The sequence below is a fragment of the Segatella maculosa DSM 19339 = JCM 15638 genome (assembly GCF_000382385.1).
Lineage (GTDB): Bacteria > Bacteroidota > Bacteroidia > Bacteroidales > Bacteroidaceae > Prevotella > Prevotella maculosa.
Genome location: NZ_KB908321.1, coordinates 147,805 through 170,896, shown reverse-complemented (window position 1 = coordinate 170,896; position 23,092 = coordinate 147,805). Strand labels below are relative to the sequence as shown.

Annotated in this window: 16 protein-coding genes; 3 read left to right on the top strand and 13 right to left on the bottom strand. The window is 49.4% G+C overall.

Going from position 1 to position 23,092, the window contains the following annotated elements; all coding sequences use genetic code 11:
• Positions 1–141: 141 nt before the first annotated feature.
• Positions 142–4,152, top strand: coding sequence for a hybrid sensor histidine kinase/response regulator transcription factor (locus H164_RS0104360; RefSeq protein WP_019967491.1), 4,011 nt, complete (start codon positions 142–144; stop codon positions 4,150–4,152).
• A gap of 939 nt (positions 4,153–5,091) precedes the next feature.
• Here the strand turns inward: H164_RS0104360 and rhaD are convergent.
• The 5 genes from rhaD to H164_RS0104330 form a co-directional block, all read right to left on the bottom strand.
• Positions 5,092–5,901, bottom strand: a complete 810-nt coding sequence (rhaD, locus tag H164_RS0104350; protein ID WP_026356234.1) for a rhamnulose-1-phosphate aldolase — start codon at positions 5,899–5,901, stop codon at positions 5,092–5,094.
• Between the two features lie 29 nt (positions 5,902–5,930).
• Positions 5,931–6,962, bottom strand: a complete 1,032-nt coding sequence (locus tag H164_RS0104345) for an L-rhamnose/proton symporter RhaT (RefSeq protein WP_019967488.1) — start codon at positions 6,960–6,962, stop codon at positions 5,931–5,933.
• 3 nt (positions 6,963–6,965) lie between these two features.
• Positions 6,966–8,219, bottom strand: a complete 1,254-nt coding sequence (locus H164_RS0104340) for an L-rhamnose isomerase (RefSeq protein WP_019967487.1) — start codon at positions 8,217–8,219, stop codon at positions 6,966–6,968.
• 149 nt (positions 8,220–8,368) lie between these two features.
• A complete protein-coding gene (locus tag H164_RS0104335) occupies positions 8,369–9,907 on the bottom strand; it encodes a rhamnulokinase (RefSeq protein ID WP_019967486.1) in 1,539 nt (512 codons plus the stop codon).
• Positions 9,908–9,926: 19 nt separating this feature from the next.
• Complete coding sequence (locus tag H164_RS0104330) at positions 9,927–10,811, bottom strand: helix-turn-helix domain-containing protein (protein ID WP_008566545.1); 885 nt, start codon at positions 10,809–10,811, stop codon at positions 9,927–9,929.
• A gap of 713 nt (positions 10,812–11,524) precedes the next feature.
• Here H164_RS0104330 and H164_RS0104325 point away from each other — a divergent pair.
• Both H164_RS0104325 and tatC read left to right on the top strand, forming a co-directional pair.
• Positions 11,525–11,722 (top strand): Sec-independent protein translocase subunit TatA/TatB, encoded by a 198-nt coding sequence (locus H164_RS0104325; protein ID WP_008566543.1) that lies wholly within the window; start codon positions 11,525–11,527, stop codon positions 11,720–11,722.
• Positions 11,722–12,480, top strand: a complete 759-nt coding sequence (gene tatC, locus H164_RS0104320) for a twin-arginine translocase subunit TatC (RefSeq protein WP_019967485.1) — start codon at positions 11,722–11,724, stop codon at positions 12,478–12,480. Before H164_RS0104325 ends, tatC begins: the two co-directional genes overlap by 1 nt.
• A gap of 2 nt (positions 12,481–12,482) precedes the next feature.
• Here the strand turns inward: tatC and tsaA are convergent, their stop codons facing one another.
• From tsaA to H164_RS0104280, 8 genes are all read right to left on the bottom strand, one after another.
• Positions 12,483–13,166: a tRNA (N6-threonylcarbamoyladenosine(37)-N6)-methyltransferase TrmO gene (gene tsaA, locus H164_RS0104315; protein ID WP_019967484.1), complete on the bottom strand. Its 684-nt coding sequence runs from the start codon at positions 13,164–13,166 to the stop codon at positions 12,483–12,485.
• On the bottom strand, positions 13,163–13,840 hold the full coding sequence (locus H164_RS0104310; RefSeq protein WP_019967483.1) for a phosphatase PAP2 family protein: 678 nt from the start codon (positions 13,838–13,840) through the stop codon (positions 13,163–13,165). Before H164_RS0104310 ends, tsaA begins: the two co-directional genes overlap by 4 nt.
• Complete coding sequence (locus H164_RS0104305) at positions 13,837–15,648, bottom strand: LTA synthase family protein (protein WP_019967482.1); 1,812 nt, start codon at positions 15,646–15,648, stop codon at positions 13,837–13,839. The genes H164_RS0104310 and H164_RS0104305 overlap by 4 nt, the downstream gene beginning before the upstream one ends.
• A gap of 531 nt (positions 15,649–16,179) precedes the next feature.
• Positions 16,180–16,620, bottom strand: a complete 441-nt coding sequence (locus H164_RS0104300; RefSeq protein WP_019967481.1) for a hypothetical protein — start codon at positions 16,618–16,620, stop codon at positions 16,180–16,182.
• A gap of 26 nt (positions 16,621–16,646) precedes the next feature.
• Positions 16,647–19,208 carry a transglycosylase domain-containing protein gene (locus tag H164_RS0104295; protein ID WP_019967480.1) on the bottom strand — a complete coding sequence of 854 codons (2,562 nt, stop codon included), beginning with the start codon at positions 19,206–19,208 and terminating at the stop codon, positions 16,647–16,649.
• 427 nt (positions 19,209–19,635) lie between these two features.
• A complete protein-coding gene (locus H164_RS0104290) occupies positions 19,636–20,865 on the bottom strand; it encodes a hypothetical protein (protein ID WP_025830090.1) in 1,230 nt (409 codons plus the stop codon).
• 23 nt (positions 20,866–20,888) lie between these two features.
• The gene (locus tag H164_RS0104285) at positions 20,889–21,479 is read right to left on the bottom strand and encodes a UpxY family transcription antiterminator (protein ID WP_019967478.1); all 591 of its coding nucleotides are present in this window, start codon (positions 21,477–21,479) and stop codon (positions 20,889–20,891) included.
• A 21-nt stretch (positions 21,480–21,500) separates the two neighbouring features.
• A complete protein-coding gene (locus tag H164_RS0104280; RefSeq protein WP_025830088.1) occupies positions 21,501–23,087 on the bottom strand; it encodes a peptide chain release factor 3 in 1,587 nt (528 codons plus the stop codon).
• Between the last annotated feature and the right edge of the window lie 5 nt (positions 23,088–23,092).

Here is a 23,092-nt window from a genome sequence, read left to right as displayed (position 1 = left end):
CTTTTGTAAAATCTATTCGATTTTTTGTCATAGCTAATCTTATTTTACCGTTTTGGCGTTTTTTAGTCAAACAGATACCGGTAAGTCAAGAATTATGCTTAATTTAACAGCATAATTTCCACTAAATACACGTGAGAATATATGAAGATACATTATTATGCGACTGTCATATCTGTTGTGTGTTTTGTTTTATGGGCATGTACCACACAAGAAAACAAACCGAATGCGGACCCTGCTGGTTACGAACCGACTACCTCGCAGGATATATCGTTTCTTGATATCAACGATTTCGCAGAAGATTCCTTAGGATATATGTGGATTGCGACATTGGGAGGTTTGGACCGATATAACGGGTACGATTTTCTACACTTCTCGCACCAAGCCACAGATACCAAGTCATTATTGAATGATTTCGTCTTCTCCCTGTTCATCGATTCCTCACATCAGCTATGGGTAGGAACTTCCTCCGGACTCAACAAATACAACTATGAAAAGCAATATTTTGAAAGATACTCCGGTAAATACACCGTTCCCGTTTATTCCATGTTCGAAGCACCGAAAGGAAAGATATGGCTGGCAACACCTTTAGGGGCGGGATATATAGACCAAGCCAGGCATAATATCGTGTTCCCCAATAAACCAGAAACGGTCAATCTATTTTGGAAAGACAAATCCCAACGCCTTTGGATGGGATTAAACGGAGAAAAGGGGCTGGCCGTCAGAAAGAGCGACAAGGATTGGAAGTATTTCGTCTTGCCCGAAGGTCGAAAGGTCACATGTGTTTACGTTGACCCGCAAGATAAATGGTGGCTGGGCACTGATCACGGAATTATTTTATTCAATCCTAATACTCGGACATTTGAAACACCGGTTATTCCGCATGCAGGAAATGAGCAATTGAATAAACTGCAAATTACTTTCATAAAAGAAGTCGAGCCTTTGAAACTTCTGATCGGGACGACCACCGACGGATTTTTTTACTATGACATTTTATCTCACACGTTACAAAACAACTCTCCGCTACGTTTCAACCCGCAACTTTCTTCGCAATTGCATACATGCTACAGCGACAGGCGGGGAAATGTGTGGATAGGCTCTTACGATAAGGGTTTCGTCGTAAGTAGGAACGGGAACTACTTCAACACGAACCAAGCGCTCAGCAATTATTTCAAGGGAATGTTCGTTACCCGCATTCTGGAAGACCGGGACAAGCGCCTGTGGATAGCGGCCCGATATAAAGGACTGTTTCTCTATGACCGACAAGAAAGGCTCAAAAAAATTCAACTCCAAGAGAAGGGATTTCTCGAGGATATTTATATCGACTCAAAAAACCGACTATGGACGGCCTTCGAGCACAAATTGCTGCGAGGAAATATCACCAAAGACGGAACTGTCTGCCCCGACAGGCACTTCGACATTGAGAACGTAAGAGTGGTGAAAGAAGACCGGCAGGGGAACATCTGGATTGGCTCATGGGGCGGACTTTACAGGCTGGCGAACAACGGCGACGCGGAAATTCCACAGAAAATCTATACTGCGAATATCCCCGACATCAGAGTGCTGCACGACGGCGACATTTTCTTCTCGGCATTCGGAAAGGGCGTATTTCGGATAAAGGCGAACACGACAACGCCCTTCCCCGTTGACTTTCCGCAGCGATTTCTTCCCACGGCCAAAAACTGTGTGACCATTTTTGAGGACATGCAGCACAGAATATGGCTCGGGACGTACGGAAGCGGCGCACTCTGCTGCAAAGGCAGGTCGTTTCTGCATTTTTCCGCCGCAACAGGACTCCCCAACAACAACACACTCTGTTTCGAGGAAGACGCAGACGGGAACATCTGGCTGAGCACTTCTCACGGCATAGCGAAGATCGCATTCGACCATCGCCGCCCAAAAATCAAGAACTTTTTCAAGACAGACGGACCTCCGGGCGACCAATATCACGAAAAGGCCGGCTGCAGAGGACACGACGGGAGAATATTCTTCGCCGGAAACCACGGCATCACCTTTTTTAACCCTTCCGACATCAAACCCGACCGCCACGCGCCAGCTGTCAACATCGAAGACCTGAAGATTTTCAACAAACGCGTCAGGCCCGGAAAAAATTCGCCACTGCAGAAGGACATACTCCTCACCAAGCAAATCACGCTCGACCACCGACAGACCACGATATCCATTGACTATGCCGGCATCGATTTCCTCTCGCCCGAGAAGCTCACCTACAAATATAAGCTCGAGGGCTTCGAGAAACAATGGAATTACGTCGGGAATTTCCGACGGGCTACCTACTCCAACCTTCCTGCGGGCCGATACACCTTCCGCGTGTACGCCATCAACGGTGACGGCGTAGAAAGTAGCCGCCCGGCAAGCCTCGACATCATTGTCCGCCCAGCGCCTTGGCTCACTTGGCAGGCGTGGCTTGCGTACGCACTTTGCACCATCGCGATTGCCATCTTCATCATTCGTTTCGCCATTCGGCTGCGACTGAACGAGCAACTCGCAGCGCTGGAGCACAACGAACGCAAGCGAGAACAGGAAATGGCCCAAATGAAGATGAATTTCTTCACCAACATTTCGCACGAGCTCCGCACGCCACTAACGCTCATCTCCGCGCCGCTGGAAAAGGTCATGGCCTGCCAAAACGACGAGAAAAACATGCGCCTCCTCAACACCATCGCAAGGAATACCAAGCGGCTGTGGCAACTGGCCAATCAAATCATGGATTTCAGTAAGTTGGAGAACGGAACACTGCGTCTGCGCGTGCAGCGCGTGGAAATTATCGCCATACTGCAGGCCATTTTCGACAATTTCATCTACATTGCAGAGCGCAAGGGCATCGAAATCGCCTTTCGCCCCCACGCGAAGGAAGCATGGATATTGGCCGATACGGATAAAATCGAAAAAATCCTCTACAACCTGCTCTCGAATGCCGTAAAACATACACCGAGCGGCAAAAGCATCACGCTGTCTACGCGGATTATCGACGCGCAACACGCACACAGCCAAAGGGAGAACGTCGGTCAGTATCTCGAAATCGACGTAACCGACCACGGCGAAGGAATTCCAGAAGACAAGCTGCAAAACCTCTTCGTGCGCTATCAACAGATAGAAACAGCGTCGGGATATAAGCCCGACTACAGCGGAAATGGAATCGGACTGCACTACACGAAAGCGTTGGTAAAAACGCACAAAGGGAACATCAGCGCCGAGCGTGTGGCCGGCGGCGGCATGCGCTTCACGTTCGCCCTACCGCTCGACGACATCTACACCGACACCGAGAAACAAGAACACACCGAAAATCTCTTCGTCACATCGGCGCGACGAAAGGAAACGACCGACGATGCGCCAAAAAACACAACGCAAAAAGCGCACACCTACACGCTGCTCGTGGCCGAAGACAATCTCGAACTGCTCGACTTCCTCGCCGACCTATTGTCGCAAGAATATACGGTCCTAAAAGCGTCGGACGGCCAAAAAGCATGGAAAATCGTCAGCCAGCACACGCCCGACCTCGTCATCACCGACGTCATCATGCCCGCCATGTCGGGCCACGAACTTTGCGCAGCGATTAAAGACAACATCGACTATTGCCAGATTCCCGTCGTGATGCTCACGGCAAAAACCGTGACGGCCGACCGCATCGAGGGGCTCGACCGTGGGGCCGACGCCTATATCTGCAAACCGTTCGACACCGAAGAGCTGCTGCTCACCGTCAGGAACCTTCTGCAGCACAAGGAACGCATACGACGCTATTTTTCGACGCCCGGAGCAAGCCGACAGGCAGCCGACGACCAGCCCTTCCTTTCGGCCGACTATATTTTCCTAAACAAACTCAACACGCTATTGGAAGCTGAGCTAAGCAATCCGGAACTCGACATCGACGACATCGCCGCGCGACTCGGCTACTCACGCTCCGTGTTCTACCGCCGAATCAAGGCACTTACCAACATCGCGCCCAACGATTTTCTGCGAACCTACCGCCTCAAACGCGCAGCCGAGATGCTCGCCTCCTCTTCGCCGCTCGGCGAAGTGTCCGACCTCACCGGTTTCAGCTCATATTCCTACTTTTCCAAGGCCTTTAAGAAGCATTTCGGACTTTCGCCCAAAGATTATCGAGCAAAATCAGCAAATTCCGAACATCAACTCTGATTTTTTGGCGGAAATCGCTGTTTTCTGCAAAAAAAATCGGAGCCTCCCCCGGCCCCTCCGAAGGAGGGGAGCAAAAAACGAAAGCCTCCCCCAGCCCCTCCAAAGGAGGGGAGCAGAAACGCATGTTTTTCATCAAAAATCGCTGTTTTCTGTCAATAATTCGCGAATTTTTAGCGAAATTCGCTGCGTTCTGCAAATAATTCGCGAATTTTTAGCGAAATTAGCTGTTTTCTGCAAATAATTCGCGAATTTTTGACGAAATTCGCTGCGTTCTGCAAATAATTCGCGAATTTTTGACGAAATTCGCTGCGTTCTGCAAATTTTTCGCGAATTTTTGATGAAATTCGCTGCGTTCTGCAAATTTTTCGCGAATTATTGACAAAATTCGCTGCGTTCTGCAAATAATTCGCGAATTTTTGACGAAATTTGCTGCGTTCTGCAAATTTTTCGCGAATTATTGACGAAATTCGCTGTGTTCTGCAAATAATTCGCGAATTATTGACGAAATTAGCCGCGTTCTGCAAATTTCTCGCGAATTTTTGATGAAAATCGCTGTATTCTACAAAAAAAGTCCGACGGATTAGCAGAAATAGCTGTATTTTGCAAATAAATTGCGTTTTATTTACAAAATTAGCGTAGTTCTGCAAATAAAGTGCGATTTATTTACAAAACGCACCGTTTTCTACAAATAATTCACAAATTTTCATCAGAAATCGCCGTATTTTGTTCAGAAACGTGTGTTTTTTATCAGAATCAGCTATTTTCTGAAGAAAAATGAGAGCCTCCCGCCGCCCACCAAAAACAGGGGAGAAAAAACCGGAGCAGATTAGCCTGCAAGCTCGTTCTCCCCTCCTTCGGAGGGGCTGGGAGAGGCTCTCAGCTATTCTCCCCTCCTTCGGGAGGGTTGGGGTGGGTATCCCATTCGTTAGGTGACAATCATTACTTCGGCAAATGGAAAACCTGCGAGAGTTCCTTCATCTGCGCGTCGCTCATTCCGTCCGGCTCGAAGCCCATGGCTTTACAGTCCAAATAAATGGCGGCACTCTTCGACAGCACATCAACCTGGTCGAACGCATCCATGATATCCGTGCTTTTGGCAAAGACACCGTGCTTTTCCCATAGCACCACGTCGTAGTCCTCAAGTTCTTTCAGCGTTCCTTCGGCCAAGGCGTTCGAGCCCGGAATGGCATAAGGAACGACGCCCAGCCCCAGCGGACAGAAGGCTTTCGTCTCGGGAATCATGCTCCACAACAGACGTGTGAGCACATCTTTCTCCAAAAATTTCTTGCCATGGCTCATGGCCACAAGTTCAATCGGGTGTGTGTGCAGCGTAGCCCTGATTTCCATCTTTCGCTCGAGCCCTCGAGCGTGAACCATCAGGTGGCTCGGCAATTCAGAAGTCGGAAGCACGGGATTGTCGGCGATGATGACATAACTGCTGCAGTCGTCGAGCACACGAATGACGCTTCCGTTCTCCATCGGCCAGCGAGCAAGGTCGCGCATGCGTCGTCCCGTTCCCTTGCAGAAGAAATATTGGCCCTTCAAGGCTGGCAGCGTCGCTCCTATCTCTTTTATGTCGCTGATGGCTGGGAGCGCCTTGATTTCGTCGTCGATGAACGCCGTGATGTTAACGGTGATGTTCCCGCCGTTGCGCTCGGCCCACCCTTTCTGCCAGAGATATCCGGCCACTTCCGAAATCTTGCCGACCTCGTTTTCCAATCGGGGACGGCCGTCTAAAATACTTTTCATAATCATTTGCTTGTTTTAATTCAGTACGATCATAACAATTGAGGCAAGAACGAAGAAACAACCAGAATCGCGATGCCCACGACGAGCACGGCTATCGTTCGTCGTCCGCAGCCTTTCCACTCTTTCAGTAGTATGCCCCAAACGTTGGAAAAAACTACGTCAAGTGCCATCAGTATGCAGAACGAGAACGTAATCAGCACGGGCGAGTCGGTAAGGAAGCCTTTGCCCAGAGCCAATCCGAAGAACTGGCTGTACCACAACGCTCCCGCCAAAAGGCAGAAGAGAATGTTGTTAGCCCACACGCTTCGCTTGCCGTAATCACTCCAAGTGTGGTTCTTTTGGTTCTGCCAGAGACAGTAGACGGCGTTAGTAGCAAAGCCGCCGACCGTAACGAGCAGGGTGGCGGGCAGCGTCTTGAACAGGCCGGACGTCGCGGCAAAATGCAAGCCGCTCCCAAACTCCAGCCCCACATTGAAGCACGCGCTCATGCAGCCAGCCAAGAGTGCGATGGCGATTCCTTTCGGGAAATTGAAATCCTTGACGGCTGCGCGCTTCGCTTCGTCGCTAAGCTGAGCCGCCTTCATCGAGCCCGCAACGCCGATGACGGCAATGCCCACGAGCGTCACTCCTACTCCGATGAGCACCGAGACCGTCAGTTTTTCCAAGTGGTGCCCCTCGGGATAGATGACGTTCAGCATAATAGGACCGAGTACCGTTCCCAATCCCGCGCAAGTGCCCAAAGAGATGCTCTGTCCGAGCGCAACTCCGAGATAACGCATGGAAAGTCCGAAGGTTAGCCCTCCCACGCCCCAAAGAACGCCGAAAAGAATGGTCATGTTGATGTCGAACATGTGATCGGCGGTAAAGAGATCCGTCAGCGAGTGTCCCGAAGGCACGGCAAGCAATGCACCAAGTAGCGGGAGCAACAGCCATGCGAACACGCCCTGCACGAGCCAGTAGCTCTCCCAGCTCCACGCTTTGATGCGGTTAATAGGGACGTAGCAGCTCGATTGACAGAAAGCGCCGATGGCGATGATGAGAAGTCCGATGATGATATTCATTTTTTATCCGCGTTTAGACAGTACATCCTTTTCATATTGCTCGACTACGGGAATAAAATCCTCGCCGACAGGTACACCGCTTGTCAGGTTGAAATAGTCATAGACGGCGCCGAACGGCAGACTCTTGGCTTCTTCCAACAGGGCCAGGCGTTCGAACCCCTTGTCGGAATCCTCGTAGGCACGGAGCCGGTCGATAGGTTCCAAGAAAGCCTGCAACAGACATTTCTGCGTGGCGCGCGTCCCGACGATATATGCGCCGATGCGGTTGATGGAGGCATCGAAGTAGTCCAGCCCGATATGCGCACGGTCAAGCGCGTCGGCCCGCACAAGTTCCTTGAAGAGGTCGAGCGTCTGGTCGTTCATGATAGTAACGTGATCGGAATCCCAGCGCACGGGGCGGCTCACATGGAGCATCAGCTCGGGCACGAAGAGCAGGAGCGACGCTACCATGTCGCTGACGTTCTCGGTCTGCTCGTAATGTCCAGTGTCGAGGGTGTACATCAAGTTGCGCGTAGCGCAGTAGCCGGCTACGAAGTCGTGCGAACCGACGGTGTAGCTTTCCAGCCCGATACCGAAGAGTTTTGCCTCCAGACAGTTCTTCACGCCGTCGAGCTTCTCGGCCAATATCTCGTCCAAGCTCTCTGCCATGAGCCGGCGATAGCGCATACGCTCGACGGTCAGGTCCTTGCAGCCGTCGTGCACCCAAATGTTCATGATACAAGGGTCGCCCTGTGCCCTGCCCATAGCATCGGCAATCCTGCGGCAACGCTTGGTATGCTCAATCCAGAATTCGCGGATACCCTTGTCAGGATTAGCCAATGACAGGCTGCCGCTCTTCGGATGTGAGAAGCTGGTAGAGTTGAAGTCGAGTTTCATGTCGTTCTCTCTTGCCCAGTCTATCCAACTTTGGAATTGGCCAACTTCCACTTGGTCACGGTCTACGAACTTCCCGCCGAAATCACCATATATTTCATGAAGATTCAACCGGTGCTTCCCTCCCAACAGACTCTTTACGAAAAGGATGTCCCGGCGTACTTCCTCTATGTTTCGGGCACGCCCCGGATAGTTCCCCGTTGTCTGGATTCCTCCGGAGAGCGCTTCGTTGCGCTCGAAGCCGATCACGTCGTCGGCCTGCCAGCAATGTAGGGAAATCGGGGTCTTCTTCAGCAGTTCAACAGCTTTGTCGGTATCCACACCCACAGCTGCATAACGTTCTTTTGCATAGGCATAAGCCTTTTCAATACTTTCTGTTTTCATAACTTTAAGTTTTTAGTTGGTTTCTATATTTAATTTGTCCTAAGTTGGTCATTGGGAGGTTTTACCATAGTGTGACAAGTCTCCCGTCGTTTACCGTGGCATTTGCTCACATGTCACAAGGTTAATGGCTGATTGGGGCTTATGATTGTTTACTCTTCACTCCCACCTGTTACATACAGGTATTTCTCATAGGCAGCCTTCCACGGTGCCGTATCCCGAGGGATAAATCTTGCCGGTGCAATGCTGTTTGCGATGACTTGCCGCATTTCCCACACATCCTTGAAATATCCGGCGGCCTTTGCCTGCAACATGACATTGCCGATGGCCGTGCACTCTTGAGGACCGGCAAGAACAGTGATGTTGCATGAATCGGCCGTGAACTGATTGAGAAAACTGTTTTGCGAACCGCCACCTATCACGTGGAGTACATCTATCGGGAACGGAGCAAATTCCTTCAGCCAGCCGAACACCTGCCGATAGCGCAGTGCGAGCGAGTCGTATATGCAGCGACAGAACTGCCCCCGACTCTCGGGAACAGGCTCGTCGTGCCTGCGGCAATAAGTCTGAATGGCCGCCGTCATGGAGTCGGGATTGGCAAACATGGGGTCATCGGGATTGATGAGGCTCCTGAAGCCCTCGGCCTTCATGGCTTCTTCGATCAGCGTTGCATGGCTCACGTCGCCGGACTCTTTCTTCCATTCGCGGCGACAGCACTCATACAGCCACATGCCGCAGATGTTCTTCAGGAAGCGGACGGTGTCCGCAACTCCTCCCTCATTGGTGAAGTTACGACTGAAAGACTGCTCATTGACGATAGCCTGCGGCGTTTCGATTCCCATCAGGCTCCATGTGCCCGAACTGAGATAAGCAAAGTGCGGACCTGCGGCAGGGACGGCTGCAACGGCACTTGCCGTGTCATGCCCCGCCACGGCAACGACGGGAAGCGGACCGAGTCCTGTCAGTTTGCGGACCTCTTCGGTTAGTGTCCCGACAACGGTACCGGGTCCGACCGCCCTACCGAAATGTGTCCGTCGTAGTCCCACACTCCGAAGCAATGCCTCGTCGATTTTTCCCGTATGCACATTCAGCATCTGCGACGTAGAGGATATGGTATACTCACAAACCACCTCCCCTGTCAGGAGATAGCTCAACGCGTCGGGCATGAACAGGATTCTGTCGGCATTTTGCAGTGCCGGACTCCCAGCCTTGCGCATCGCATAGAGTTGGAAAAGCGAGTTAAAGTTCATCAGCTGTATACCCGTCTTCTCATACACCTGCGCTTTCGGCATCGCTTCAGCGAAATATTCATCCATTTTCCCTACGGTGTGCGGGTCGCGGTAGGCAAACGGATTACCCAACGGCAGACCGTCGGCTCCGATGCACACAAAGTCGCAGCCCCAAGTGTCAATGCCTATGCTTTCTATAGGGTAGTTTCTTTGGGCAGCAAGACGGAGTCCGGCGATGATTTCGTTGTAGAGGGCGGCCAAATCCCAGCAGACGTGCCCGCGGATTTGTATCAGTGCATTGTCGAAGCGGGTCAGTTCTTCCAACGTGATGGTCGGCTTGTCAGCTGCACAGCCGTCTGCACCCTTGCCTGAAATCGTACCGATGATAGTCCTGCCACTCGTGGCGCCTAAGTCTACGGCGAAGAAGACGCTGTCTGCTTGTTGAGATTTTAGTTGTTTCATTAGTTATATGGTTTAGTGATTATCGTCTTACAGATTTCCGATAGGCCGTCGGTGTGACCCCGTTCTTCTTGCGGAAAGTGGTTGCGAAATAGTCTACCGACTCATAACCCACCTGATAGGCAATTTCCGTCAGCGAAAGATTGGTGTTTGCCAAGAGTTGTTTGCATTTCGTCAGCCTCACCTCCTGAATATATTGGAGCGGTGCATAGCCTGTGAATTTCCTGAACACCTGACGGAACCTCGAATAGCCCATATTGATTTCTTCCGCCACTTCCATCGGGGTGATACCCTCTGCGAGCCGTTCCGTCATGATCACCTTCGCCTTTCTCATCTGCTCGACCACCTCACGGTTTTCGAATTCGTTGTGCCGGTTAAAGGCGTAAGCATGGCCCATCACCATGTTCGCGGCCCCGGCCAGCATCTGCTGGTAGCCGACATACTGCTCCTTGGCTATCGCAATGGCGTTCCGGAACACCTGCACAAGTTCATCGTGCAGCCCGACGTGGAACACCGGTTCCCGCGGAGAGAAAAAGCCGTTCGCAATACGGCTGTCTATGTTCTGCCCTCTGAAGCCTATCCAATATTCATTCCAGCCCGTTCCGGGGTCGGGGTGATAACTGTGCCACTCTCGTGGAAACAACAGAAACATGTCTCCTTCCTTGATTTCTGTCTGCGCACAGTGCTCGGATTGAAAGAAGCCTCTTCCCGCAGTAATGTAGATGAATTGATATTCATTCAGCCGCCTACCTTGGTCCGTCAGGAACGAATATTCTTGCGGATGGTTCTTCGGGGGATAAGGCTCGTCGGAATCTATATGCTGGAAACCGACACCGTTGACCGTCAGTCCCCAACGCGCATCCTGCTCGTTATCGATAAGATATTGCAATGTCTGGTTATGACCCATAGCGTCAATTCGTATTAGTTAATAGGTTCTTGTTGCAAAAATAATAATTTTCAATGTCAGTTGAGTGCCTATTCTGACATAAAATACTTGATATTTGACGTATTGGTGAATTATATGTGCGATTTTGGCTACGAAACCAACATGCGTCCGATATAAGTCCTCGGAAGCCTCACCCCTCTCCTTCTTCAAGAGGAGGGGAATTAATGCCTGCGGTCGTGAGTGTTAAACACTCGCAACAGTGAGTACGGAACACTCGCAACAGTGAGTACGGAACACTCACAACAATGAGTACGGAACACTCGCAATCACAAGTGTTAAACACTTACAAGGACAAGTGTTAAACACTTACAGGGATAGGTGTTAAACACCCTTGAACACGGGTACGGTACACCTATGGTCATGGGTACGGTATACCTATGGTTGTAGGTACGGTATACCTATGGTAGTGGGTACGGTATACCCTTGGTAGTAGGTACGGTATACCCTTGGGACAAGCTGTTCGGGCTCCTCCTCATAAAGAAAGGGCAAGGGCGGGCCTCAGAGCGTCGTGCATTCCGGGCAGAAAGCGCCGAAGGGGCCAACGGAAGGCTGTTTACTCCTACGGCTCTGCCTATCTTCTTAACAGCGAACCCATGTAATATTTACATATTCTCTTTGATATTCCGGCCAATTCCATTATATTTGCATGCAATAAACCCATTAACCCAAAGAACATGTTAGGAACACAAGAAATTTTTATCATTGCACTTATTATCCTGCTTTTGTTTGGCGGCAAGAAGATTCCAGAGCTGATGAAAGGACTTGGCAAAGGAGTCAAGAGTTTCAAGGACGGAGTCAACGGCATCGAGAATGAAGCGAATCCAAACACAAAAGATACGGAAAAGGACACGACAAACGCCAATGACAAGTGATGGCTGAGAACGAAGAGCTCTCCTTTTGGGAACATTTGGACATTCTGCGGAGCATCATTCTCAAGGTCATCATTGTGGGCGGAGCGTGCACACTGCTGGCCTTTTACTTCAAAGAGCCGATATTCAAGATTGTTTTGGCACCGAAAGACCACGGTTTCATCACCTACAAGATGCTGCGGACCGAGTCTTTCGGCATCAGCCTCATCAACACCGGACTCACGGAGCAATTTCTTGTCCACGTAAAAGTCGCTGTGTTTGTCGGTATTCTTTGCGCTTCGCCTTACATCATCTATCAGCTATACAAGTTCATTAGCCCGGCGCTGTATGCCAGAGAACGCAAGTATTCGGGGCGCATCGTCGGCAGTGCCTACGCTATGTTCTTCATGGGCAATCTCGTCAATTACTTCCTTATCTTCCCTTTGACGCTGCGTTTTCTCGGCACTTATTCCGTGAGCCCCGAAGTCCAAAACATGCTGACCATACAGTCATATATGGACACGCTGCTCATGATGGCACTCCTCTTCGGCCTTGTCTTTGAGATTCCGGTTATCAGCTGGTTACTCGCACTCGCGGGATTGCTCAAGCATTCATGGATGACACGATACCGCAAGCATGCCATCGTGGGCATTGTTATCCTTGCAGCCGTCATTACGCCTACCTCCGACATCTTCACCTTGTTCATTGTTTCCCTCCCCATCTGGCTGCTTTACGAACTCAGTATTCTTATCGTAAAAGCAACCGAACGCCCAAACGGATAGATTTACAAAGCTAAGACTGTCAGCACATCGCCCTTCACGCGGAAATGAATATCGGCTCCCATGAAAGGCATGCCGTAAATCTTATCGGGATTGTCTTGATACGGGGGACGAGGGTCTTGCTCCAACACTTGCTTCAACGCTGCTATCCGTTCCTCATCAAAGCCACGAGACAACAAAAAGGCATGCACTTCATCGGACATGACTACCTGCAAGCGTTGCCATTGGTTAGTGTCTACAAATCCACTGCGCGCATTGACATGTGCATCGGTATAGGTCACATAAGGTTTGATGTCGTAAATCGGCGTTCCATTCATCAAATCCGCACCCAATACATGAATGACCGGACCACGATTACTCGCCCACTCTATCATTTCAATCTTCACTGAAGAAAGACCTAAACCGTTAGGACGAAAAGGACTGCGACTGGCAAACACTCCAACCTTCTTATTCCCTCCGAGACGTGGAGGGCGTACCATCAAACTACCCGCATGATGCCTGTTGGCATTGAAATCCCAAATGAGCCACAAATAATCAAAGGCCTCCAATCCACGCAACGCATCAGGATTACGATAGGCTGGAAGGAACACAATCTCTCCTTTCAATATCTCCACAACACCACTCTGCTTTGGGATACCGAACTTTGAACTGAAAGGAGAATGGAAAACGGCAACGGGCGCTATGGTCATACGCGATAGAATATAGAGGAAACCATAATCACTGCCAAGATGAACAATCCCACCCACACCGGCATATAAAGGTTTTTCAAGTCTTGTGCATACTGCGGACCACTTATCCGACTAAACATATAATAAACAACTGAAGAACCACACAAGGCAAACAGCACCCCTATCAACAGATCGCCGAAATAGTGAACGCCCAAGTACATGCGACTATAGCATTGCAAAAGCGCCCACGAAAAGAGAAAGACCGAAAGCCAATAGCGTCTGAATAGATAGGTAAAGAAGAAAGCCAAGCCCCACGTATTGCTTGCATGATTGGACGGACAACCATACGCTCCACCACGATAATCGTCCACAACATGCACGCAAGCACTTAGGGGATTATCGAGATTACCGGGACGAAGCCGCGCTATCCATGGTCGGACAACCTGCGAAGTAAAGCTATCGGTGAACAGAATGACAACACCGATAGCCAAAAGAACAGACAGCACTACCTTATAAGAATAGTTCTTCAGCAACACATAGAGCAACGCAGCATACATCGGGAGCCACACGAACCTGTCGCTCACCAACCACATCACACTGTCGAAATAGTCGTTGTGACAACCGTTCACCGCGAGAAAGACTGTTGTATCGACAGTTTTAAGCGTCTGAAAGAGTTCCGATAGTTCTGTCATCATCGTTGCGCTATGTCGTTATAGAGTTCTTGCAAGTAGGCCTTTCCTTGCCTTTCTAAATCATGCCGGCCATTGCCCTCATCGAGCATCACCTTCTTCGAGACATTGTCATAAATCATTCGCCGTTCTTGCGTTGCCAAGCCCCAAAGGTCGGGGAACGTGAAGAATGCAAAGTGTGGAGCCTTGCGGTCAAGCATGTCTTTACTGAAGCGGAAATTCTCATGCCCGATGCCCATCTGCCCCAGTAATGTAGCTGCTAAATCATGCTGCGAGCCGTAGTTCTCCACCGTAAAAGGTGACTTAACAGCACCGCCCATCCATATCATCGGTATCTGATAATGTGCAAGACAGAACTCGCTCAAGTGTTCGGGATAGCAACCTTGATGGTCGGGCACCAAGATAACGAGCGAACGCTTCCAACGTCCCGTACGTTTCAGAAAGGCAATGAAGCGTCCCACGCAGTCGTCGGTATAGGCAAAGGCATTCAACACCTTGTTGCCCAGCCGCCGGAAAGGAACATCGAAAGGTTCATGCGAGCTACTTGTCTGGATAACACGCAACAGCGGACCGCCTGTCTCACCCTTCAAATCGTTCTGCAATCGCTCAAACACCAAATGGTCGGGAACGCCCCACTTACTCAGCCTACTCTTCAACGGGAAGTCTTTGTCCGACACAATGTCCGTGAAACCCATTCCTGTCAGATAAGCACGCATATTCGTGAAGTCCGCGTCGCCCCCGTAATAATATTTCAATCCATATCCCTGCCGATTCAACGTGCCTGCAATAGAAGGAAGATGATTGACCTTCCGCGTATATTTCATCAGACTGGTTGTCGGCTGAGCCGGATAGCCACTCAGGATAGACACAATGCCACGGTCGGTACGGAAGCTGTTGGCATAGAAATGCTCAAAGAAAACGCCTTCTTTGGCCCATCGGTTCATGTTAGGCACAGCACGGGTCTTCATCAGTTCACGCGAGAAGCTCTCCAATATCACGATATAAATATCGGGCCGCTGCACGGTGAGCAACCGTTCCGTGCTGTCGCTCCGCGTGTAGAGCAAAGGCCGGCAGACGCGCTCCGCCTCGCCCTCGTCCATAAACCTATATTGCGAAGCGAAGTCCTCCTGCTTCGACAGGCTCTCCATCAAGCTGAACACCGGGTTCACGGCCGCATGATTCAGCCGCATGTCCTTACTGAAATAGGCCTCGCCCACATTCATCACCGACACGCCCACACCACCTCTGATGGGCAGGAGCAACGCCCCCGTCAGCACAAGCTGCAACACCGACCGTCCTATCCTTCCACCACCGTTTGGGGAAAGACCGTCAAACCCGTGTTCCACCTTTTGTATCAACAGGAAAACGCCCGCCGCCAAGAGCAACGCCATTGCACAGCCCACTACCACCGTCCACACGCTCACACTCGCCACGGCATCGGCCGGAGAAGAGAAGAAGTAGAACAGCGGCGTAACATCAAGCGGAAAGCCCCAATAGCCATAAAGCACGAGGTTGAGACAGAATGTCACGGCAAACAACAGCGCGGCCAACGCGTCATAGCCACGGCCAATCCACCTCGTGACACGCCCACGACACCACGTCTCAGCCAGTATCAGCAGCCCCGGCACCACGCTGAAATAGCCTGCCACAGAAAGATCGAGCGACAGTCCGTGAAGCATCACCTGCCACACGTCGCCCACCCCTGCCGTCGGCATCAACGCATGATGCCAAAGCATGAAACAAGGTTTTTGCAAGGCAAAGAGCATCACCCATGCCGTATAGACCGCGAGAAACTTCAGTGTATTGGTTTTCATCAGTTGATTGGAATGCCCATTCCGTTTGTAAACGATGCAAAAGTACGCAAAAAGGGCGGACACCATCTTCCGTCCCGCCCTACTTTTAGACACATTAACGTTTATAGACAACTATAAACCCACACCGGTCCGTGGGAGGTCTGCTCTCAATTGGACCAACCTTTTTTCTTTCGGTTTGATGCTTGCGCCTTGGAGCACAGTCACCTTCCACTTCAGTTTGGTGCTTTCGCCCCGGGGCGACGTTAACACACGTTTACGTTTGGAACTTGCGCCCTAGGGCGATGTTAACACACATTTACGTTTGAAACTTTCGCCTTAGGGCGATGTTAATATATGTTTACATCGAGACTTTCGCCCCGGGGCGACGTTAACACATGTTTACGTTTGGAGCTTTCGCCCTAGGGCGACGTTAATATACGTTTACGTTTGGTACTTTCGCCCCGGGGCGCAACTAATATTTCTTTCGGTTTGGCGTTTGCGCCCCGGGGCTTATAACGATTTGGGCTGAAAATGAATTGTCGGCGGGCAGCGTTATTCCTGCATGAGCTTTGAAAGGAAGTCGTCAAAGTCTTTGTCCAATCCCGGCATCAGGTCGCCGTCGATGATGACCGTGTCGTCGTCGGCAAGATAGAGCTCGGCAATGGGCATGCGTTCGTCGCTCTCCAACACGAAGCTGTAGGGCTTCAGAATGCCCAGATGGTCGACGATTTCGGCCTCGCGTTTGAAAATTTTTCTCAGTTGCAGCGTAATCCGGTCGTAGAAGTTATCGTCGGTGTTGCCGATCCACTGTTCAATCACGCACCGTGTAATCTCGTTTTCATTGTCGTCGTAGGCCAACAGCTCCCCGGTGTCTTGGTTCGCGCATACGTGTATGTCGGTCACGATGTCGCATTCGTCGCACGCCGGAAACTTTTGCCCGATTTTATGGATAAAGCGTTCAATTTGTTGTGTGGTTTGTTCGATTGTATTCATGCGTTGTGCGGATTAAATGATTATTGTCAGAGGTCATCTAAGTTGACTTGCTGTTCAGCCGGCTTTCGTTTCTTGTCCTTCTCTTTTTTAGGTTCATTGGCAGGCTTTGCGGCCTTCGAATTTTCCGGAGTTTTATTGTTGCTTCCTTCGGATTCTTCTATCGGACGGGTGACCGGATTGCCTTCTTCGTCGAGTATGACCTCCTCTTCACCGATGATACTGTCGTTGGCCGTCGTGTCACGCTTGGCTTGCGGACTATAGCTGGGGCAGAGATACATGTCGCTCGTGATGTCATCATCGTGCGGTTTGTCGAACTTGGCGTGATACTGCTTGAAGGCCGGATCTCTGAACAACGCCTGCAGGAAGTAGCCGCAAATGGGTAGTGCCGTTCGCGAGCCTTGTCCTAACGCCCCGGTTCGGAAATGGATGCTTCGGTATTCGCCACCGACCCATGCTCCTACCACCAATTTGGGACTGACGCCCATGAACCACGCATCGGAGTGGTTGTTGCTCGTTCCGGTCTTTCCGCCGAACTCGGTGTCGCGGAAGTCTCCCACATATCCCCAAAGCGATTGTGACGTTCCGCCGGGTTCACGCATGCCGCCTTGCAACATCTGCTGCATGAGGAATGCACTCTTATAAGGAATAACCTGCTCGGACTTGGTTGGGCCTACATACACTTCGTTTCCGTCTTTATCCAAGACGCGGGTGACCAGCACGGGGTCGTGGTGCTTGCCGTTATCCGCAACAACGCAGTAGGCATTCACCATCTCCAACAGCGTGACATCGCTGGAACCCAGTGCCAAGGAAGGCGCATCGTCCAACGGGCTCACGATGCCCATCTTCTTGGCCGTCTCGATGATGCGCTTGATGCCCATCTCCTGACCGAGTCTGACAGCAACCGAGTTGATGCTTCGGGCGAAGGCACTCTTCAAAGGCATGGAGTCGCCACTGAAAGAGCCGTTGGCATTGCCCGGCGTCCATGTAACTTCCTTTTGTTTCTTCTTGTCATAGACTTGCATCGAGATATATTCGTCGCGTCGCTTGTCGCATGGGGTGAGTCCTTGGTTCATGGCCTCCGTATAGACGAACAGCTTGAACGTTGAGCCGGGTTGGCGCATGGCCGTCACCTTGTCATACTTCCACGAATTGAAGTCGATGTCGCCCACCCATGCCTTCACGGCTCCCGTCTGCGGTTCCATGGCAACAAAGGCGCAGTGCATGAACGTCGTCATGTATTTGATGGAATCCTCGGAGGTCATTTCTTTGACGACGGAGCCTTTGGCATAGTCGAACACCTTTACGGGGTGCTTCCACACTTTATAATAGTAGCTGACGGAGTCGGGATTATTGGGAAAACGGGCCAGCAAGGCCTTATAGAAAGGTTGCCGTTCTGCAATCTGTTGAATGAAGTTGGGTATCACCTGATGGTTCTCGTCCTGCCATGGTTCTTGACGGAGCCAATTGCCGGATTGGTTTCTGTAGATACCCCAATGATTATTGAAGTTCTGCTGCACCTGCTTCATCTGCTTTCTTGCCGCTTCCTCGGCATACTTCTGCATTCGGGTATCGATGGTCGTGTATATCTTCAGACCGCTGGAATACAAATCATATCCGTTTTCGTTGCACCAGTCTTTCAGATAAGACGCAATGGCCTCTCTGAAATATTTGGCCTGCCCGTCGTAGTTCTCTTCGACCTTGAAATCGAGCTTGATGGGAATGCTTTTCAGTGAGTCGCATTCCTCACGTTTTAAGTCACCGTGATGATATAAATTCTCAAGCACCGTGTTGCGGCGCGCCAAAGCGTTTTGCGGATTGGTTCTCGGATTGTAATAAGACGTAGCTTTCAGCATGCCCACCAAGACGGCAGCCTGTTCGGTCGTCAGGTCAAGCGGAGTCGTGTTGAAATAAGTTTTCGCTGCCGTCTTGATACCGAAAGAGTTGTTGCCGAAGTCCACCGTGTTGGCATACATCGTGATGATTTCTTTCTTGGAATACACGGTTTCGAGTTTCGTGGCAATAATCCACTCCTTGCTCTTCACAATCAGAATTTTCAATCCGGGTATCTTGCCCAATAGTCCCGTGGAATACTGCGAACGGACCCGAAACATGTTCTTGGCCAACTGCTGGGTAATCGTCGAGGCACCGCGGCCGTCATGATGGAACACGGCATCTTTCATCGCACCGAACAATCCGATAGGGTCGATGCCGAAATGCTTATAGAACCGTTCGTCCTCGGTGTCCACCAGTGCACGGAAGAACTTAGGGTTGACTTCTTCATACTTGACGGGGGTTCTGTTCTCGTTGAAATACTTTCCAATCAACTTGCCGTCGGCGCTGTATATCTCGGATGCCTCGCTCGTCTGCGGATCCATGATGCCCGAGAAATAGCCCGGTGATTTTCCGAAGAGCCAAAGGAAGTTCATGTCGACCATTCCCAGATAGACAATCAAGGTGATGAAGAATGACAGGAGTCCGATGGCGGTCTTTGTGTACCACGCACGCCCGTGGTATAATGACTTGTACCATGGCCAAAAGTTACGCAGATAGCGTATGCACCAATTGAATAATCTTTTTATCTTGTCCATAATCCTATGTTATATCAGGGTTTGTATGGTGCAAACTTACATAATTTTCTCGAATTCCACGCCGGTTGCATGAAAAAAGTTAAGGGCATTATAAAACTTAGAGATAAACGAAAGAATGTCCGCCGGCGAGAATTCCACCGAGAGTCAAAATAAAAAAAACATGTCGGCGGAACCTCCGCTGGAAGCCAAGAGGTAAAATACATATCGGCGGAAGTTCCGCCGAGAGTTAAAAGTTAAAAGATGTATTGGCGGAAGTTCCACCGGAGGCAAAACGTTAAGAAATGTATTAGCGGAAATTCCGTCGAAGGTTAAATGTTAAGAAATGTATCGGCGGAAGTTCCACCGAGAGTAAAAGTTAAAAAATGTGTTGGCGGAAGCCCCTATTCTTACCCCGAACCGCATTGACATCGTGAGCGTGAGGCTCTTTCTATCGGACAACAATCTTCTTGCCGTTCTGTATATATATTCCTTTTGGTAAATATTGAATGGAAGAACCCATGTAAAGACCGCCCAAGGTATAAATCCTATCATCATTCTTTCTCGATATTCGTAAAGACTTGACCTCGGTTGCCACTTTTTCAAAGCGCAAAGCGTCGGCTTTCGGTGCCTTATCACAGACAAGCAACCATCTGAAAGCATTCAAAGAGGCTTTCGCTTTGCCCTTAACCTTCACTTTGACAAGATTGTTATCTCCGAAGATATACATGTTGCGCTTCGAAGCAAACTTGTCCACTTTGTATGTTCCATAGCAAGTCAGGCCGGGAATATGATACGTTAAGGTTTCATTGCTTTTATGAGAGGCTTTGACAAGACCTATTTCATAAACATGATTTGCAGGAATGTTTATCTTGCCGAAAATCAGATAGGGCGTATTTGCTTTGAGGTCGGACTTTACCTCGGTGAAATAAATCAAGCCTTCCTTGCAAGCCGTAGGAATATAAGCCGCGGCCTCCTGCCCAAACAGCTGTTTATAGTTCGGGATATCAAACGGAACAATAAAGGTGTTATAGCATTCGGGTTTGAAGACTCTGTGCAAACTGACATCAATATCGGCATCAATACAGTCCAAACCAATCTGCTCGGACAATGAGATTTTAGTGTTCTGGACATGATACAGACGGACGGGGTTGAATTTCTTCGCATCATCACATAAGCGATACCTACCCTCCACATCATCATATCGCACTGCATACCCACCGATGAGAAGATGGAAACCGCCACTTTCTTTTTCGAAAGTGGCCAAACACTTCTCTGATGGCAAGTAGGTTGTTCTCAGATACCCGACTTCTGCCTTGTCATAACATAAATAACAATGCGAATCGTCGTTCTGCTCCGCCGTCAAGTCTTTGATATACCAGCCATCTTCTTTTTTCTGAAATTGCAATATGTCACAATGAGGCTGGACGTCGGAAACCAAAGTATGAGCAGAAACAGAACCATCTCGCAAAGAAGAGAAATAGAAGGCGCCTTTTATACCTTGATACCCCATAGCATGGTAACTGTTATCAGCAAATCCTGTCATGATATACAGACCGCCATCCACCAGTTGGCTCTCATTCTCCACTTCCACGGCAGTTACTTCTGCAGATGACTGTCCCCATGAACAAAGGGAAAACACGAGGGAAAACACTAAAAAAATAAACTGTTTGTTTTTCATATATGGTATTTTTTAGAAATTAACTATATCTTTTCACAACACCATCGCGTCACCTTGATCATAATGGCCATGCCGGGAACTTCCTTCAACAGATAATACATCTTGTTTGAACGTACGAGTCTTCCCGTGAGTCCTTTCAATGGGCCATGTTTCACAAGAACTTTATCTCCTTTTTTCAGATGAGCCTGTTCTTCGCTCAGATACTTTCGCATGGTGAGTTGAGGGTTACACATCGCCCTGAATTCATACATCTGCGTTGCAGGAATTTCATAATAGCTTTTATCTTCTTTGCTTTTTGTAACAACACTCATCTTGAGTGTCGACGCTGTTACAAGATTACGCATCTCTGCCTCAGTTCCTTCCTTTTTAAGGAAAATGAGATTGCGTACAACGGGCCGCAAGACGTGCTTGACACCATGGTTTTTATCTTCTACATCCATGTATTCTTCGGGAATGAACGTTTCAAGTCCCTTATTCTGGAAGTAATCAGCCGCCTCCTTCTGACGTGTGGTATAGAGTTTGATTGCATACCACGGCGAATAATCGCGTAACTCTGATACGGATTGCGCAGCATCATCTAAGCATTCAGTAGTCAGCTTCTTTTCTTCCATCATATGTAATCCACCCGAAATAAATCAGAATTCACTCGTAAAGTGGAACCTGATGTTTTTGAAATCTTGCTTTGCCATTGACAAGACATAGCCACTATCGGCAAGGAACACGTCACGTCCTTCCGTATCTTTGGCCATATATTGATATTTTCGCTTCTTGAAATTATCCAAGTCCTCTGCGTCACTCGCTTCAACCCAACAAGCCTTATGCAAGTGAACGGGCTCCCAACGGCATTTGGCATTGTATTCATGTTCCAAACGATACTGAATAACTTCGAACTGTAACTGACCTACCGTTCCGACAATCCTGCGACCATTGAATTGATTGACGAACAACTGAGCAACACCCTCGTCCATCAACTGCTCAAGTCCTTTCTGGAATTGTTTGCTCTTCATGGGGTCATCATTTTCTATATACTTGAACAGCAATGGAGAGAAACTGGGTAAGCCACGGAAATGAAGCAGTTCGCCTTCTGTCAACGTATCACCAATCTTAAAGATACCGTTATCCGGGAGACCAACGATATCACCGGGATAGGCTTCTTCGACAGTGCTCTTACGTTGTGCCATAAACTGAGTAGGCGAAGAGAACCGAACCGTCTTCCCCTGACGTACATGCAGATAAGGTTGATTACGGACAAACTTGCCTGAACATACTTTACAAAAGGCGATGCAACTGCGATGATTGGGATCGATATTGGCTGTTATCTTGAAGATAAATCCCGTGAATTTCGATTCTGTCGGCTCAACCATACGCTCTTCGGCCTTGGTTGGCTTTGGACTCGGAGCTATATCAACAAAACAGTTCAATAGTTCTTGGACACCAAAGTTGTTCAAAGCAGAGCCAAAGAAAACAGGTGCGACCTCGGCATTACGGTAAGTTTCTTTGTCAAAAGCCGAATATACGCCATTGACCAATTCAAGGTCGTCGCGCAGTTGTTGTGCTTCACGTCCGCCTACTTTCTCTTCAAGTTCACCCGATGCAATATCAACTGTTGCTTTCTCTGTTACACGCTGCTTGTTTGGCATGAAGAGATTAAGCTGCTGCTCATAAATATTATATACACCCTTGAAACGTTGACCTTGACCAATGGGCCATGACAACGGGCGTACCTTGATTTGTAATTCTTCTTCGAGCTCATCAAGCAAATCAAATGGATTACGACCTTCACGGTCCATCTTATTAATAAAGATAATTACCGGAGTATTACGCATACGACACACCTCCATCAGCTTCCGAGTTTGTGCCTCTACTCCCTTTGCACTATCAACTACAATGATGGCTGAGTCAACAGCCGTCAATGTTCGATAAGTATCCTCGGCAAAATCTTGGTGTCCAGGTGTATCAAGGATGTTGACCTTATAGGTATCTCCGGTTTCGTCATCAGGAAGATAGTCAAATTCCATTACAGATGTAGACACTGAGATGCCACGTTGCTTCTCAATATCCATCCAATCTGAGGTGGCTGTCTTACGAATCTTATTACTTTTTACAGCACCGGCAACCTGTATCTGCCCACCGAAAAGCAAAAACTTCTCTGTCAATGTCGTTTTACCGGCATCCGGATGAGAAATAATAGCAAAAGTTCGTCTTCTTTGTATTTCGTTCATAGCTA